This window comes from Desertihabitans aurantiacus, from assembly GCF_003344635.1.
Lineage (GTDB): Bacteria > Actinomycetota > Actinomycetes > Propionibacteriales > Propionibacteriaceae > Desertihabitans > Desertihabitans aurantiacus.
Genome location: NZ_QPKK01000423.1, coordinates 1 through 2,080, shown reverse-complemented (window position 1 = coordinate 2,080; position 2,080 = coordinate 1). Strand labels below are relative to the sequence as shown.

Genomic DNA, 2,080 nt, shown 5'->3' with positions numbered 1-2,080 from the left:
GGCCTCGATCGACGGCGTGCGGGTGCCGCAGCCCTCACGCAGTGACGATCGCGGGCAGAACCCGTCGCGCTACGGGGTCAACGACCTCATCCAGCAGCTCAACCCCGAGACCGCGCAGAAGTCCCGCAAGGGCTGGCGGGCCCGGCTGGGGCTCAAACCCTCCCAGCGCGAGCTGGCCGAGATGCGCGACGACGAGTCGGTGCGGATGCCGTTCTCGCGGCCGGTGACGATCATGGTGGCCAACCCGAAGGGTGGTGTCGGCAAGACCCCGACCACCCTGATGCTGGCCGCCGCGATGGGCGTCACCCGCGGTGGCGGCGTGATCGCCTGGGACAACAACGAGCTGCGCGGCACCATGCCGGACCGCTCGCTCTCCCCGCACCGACGGACGGTCCGCGACATGCTGGCCGAGGCGGACTACCTGTCCAAGCCGACCGCCCAGTTCACCGACCTGTCCTACTACTTCAACCACCAGACGTCGGGGAAGTTCCACACCCTCGGCTCGGCCCAGACCTCCGGGCACGTGATCAGCCGTGAGGACTTCGAGACGATCCACAACATCCTGGCCCGCTTCTTCCAGGTGATCATCGTCGACACCGGCAACAACGAGGCCTCCCCCAACTGGCAGGCCGCGGCCGAGGAGGCCGACTGCCTGGTGGTGCCGACCAAGTGGCGCAAGGACTCCCTGATCCCCGCCGCGCGGATGCTGGAGACCCTGCAGGAGCTCAACTCCGACCTGCTCAACCGGACGGTCGTGGTCGCCACCAACGGGCCGATGGACAGCCAGCAGAGCGTCCGGGTCAGCGGGGCCCAGTTCTTCGGCAGCTACCCGATCGTGGAGATCCCGACCGACCCGCACATCGCCGAGGGCGGCGTGATCGACTACGGCAAGCTCGCCGACGGCACCCGACGGGCCGCGCTGGCGCTGGCCGCCGAGGTGGCGCGGTCGATCGAGCCGGTCGCCGGGCTCAGCCAGATGCGCGGGCCGGCCACCCCGCGGCGCAGCCTGGGCTGACCCCGGCACCATCCCGCCGGGGTGTGCGCTCACTCCTCCCGGCCCACGGAGGTGAGGTGGGGCCGGTCCCCGGGCCGCTGGTCGGCGGCGGGCCGGCGCCCGTACCCGGACGCGATCACCGCACCCGCCACCCCGACCAGGGCCGCGGCGACGAAGCCCAGACGGTAGCCGGTCATGGGCGCCGCCGAGGCGACCAGCGGCGAGACGGCGGCGAGCCCGAGCGCCTGACCCAGCTGGGCCGAGGAGTTCAGCAGTCCGGCCGCGACGCCGCGGTCGGCCTCCCCGACCGAGGTCGTCCCCGCGGTGGTCGAGGCGACCGACGCGGCCCCCAGCCCGGCCCCGGACACGGCGAAGGCCGCCAGCAGCAGGACGACCGGCACGCCCTGGGCCGGCAGCAGGAGCAGCAGCGCCGTACCGCCGACGACCGCGACCGACCCGGTCAGCAGCACCAGCCGCACCCCCGCCCGCGCCAGCAGCACCGGTCCCAGCAGCGAGCCGCCGATCACGGCGAGGTTGAAGGCCGGGAAGAGCAGCGACCCGCGCGCCGGGGACAGCCCGGTGGTCTGCTGGACGTAGAGGACGGCGGTCAGCATCGCCGGCGTCGTGGAGCCGGTGAGGGTGGCGGCGGTCAGGTTGCCGACCACGACGCCGGGGGTGCGCAGCAGCCGTCCCGAGACGAGCGGGTCGGCGACCCGCCGCTCGTGCCCCACCGCGAGGACGAGGACGACGACCGCCGCCGCCGCGACGACCCAGCCCCCGACGCCGGTGACGTGCTCGCCCAGCAGGGTGCAGCCCAGGCAGGCCAGTGCGATACCGGTGGTGAGCAGCACCGACCCGCGCAGGTCGAGCCGGCCCCTGGTGGAGCGGCTCCCCGGCTCTCGCGACGGGACCGGGAGCGCCGCGCGGGCCAGCAGCAGGGCCACCAGACCGATCGGGACGTTGACGGCGAACACCCAGCGCCAGCCGGCCAGCTCGGTGACCAGCCCACCCAGCACCCAGCCGCTGGCCCCTCCACCCGCGCCGGCGGCGGTCCACCACCCCAGCGCCCTGCCGCGGGAGCGGGCG

Annotated in this window: 1 protein-coding gene and 1 pseudogene; one reads left to right on the top strand and one right to left on the bottom strand. The window is 74.2% G+C overall.

The features are described 5' to 3' along the window. A pseudogene (locus tag DVA66_RS19765) lies at positions 1 to 1,015 on the top strand (AAA family ATPase); the annotation flags it as partial. Between the two features lie 29 nt (positions 1,016 to 1,044). Here DVA66_RS19765 and DVA66_RS19760 read toward each other — a convergent pair. Next, on the bottom strand, positions 1,045 to 2,080 hold a 1,036-nt coding region (locus DVA66_RS19760; RefSeq protein ID WP_114561508.1), incomplete at its 5' end, for an MFS transporter.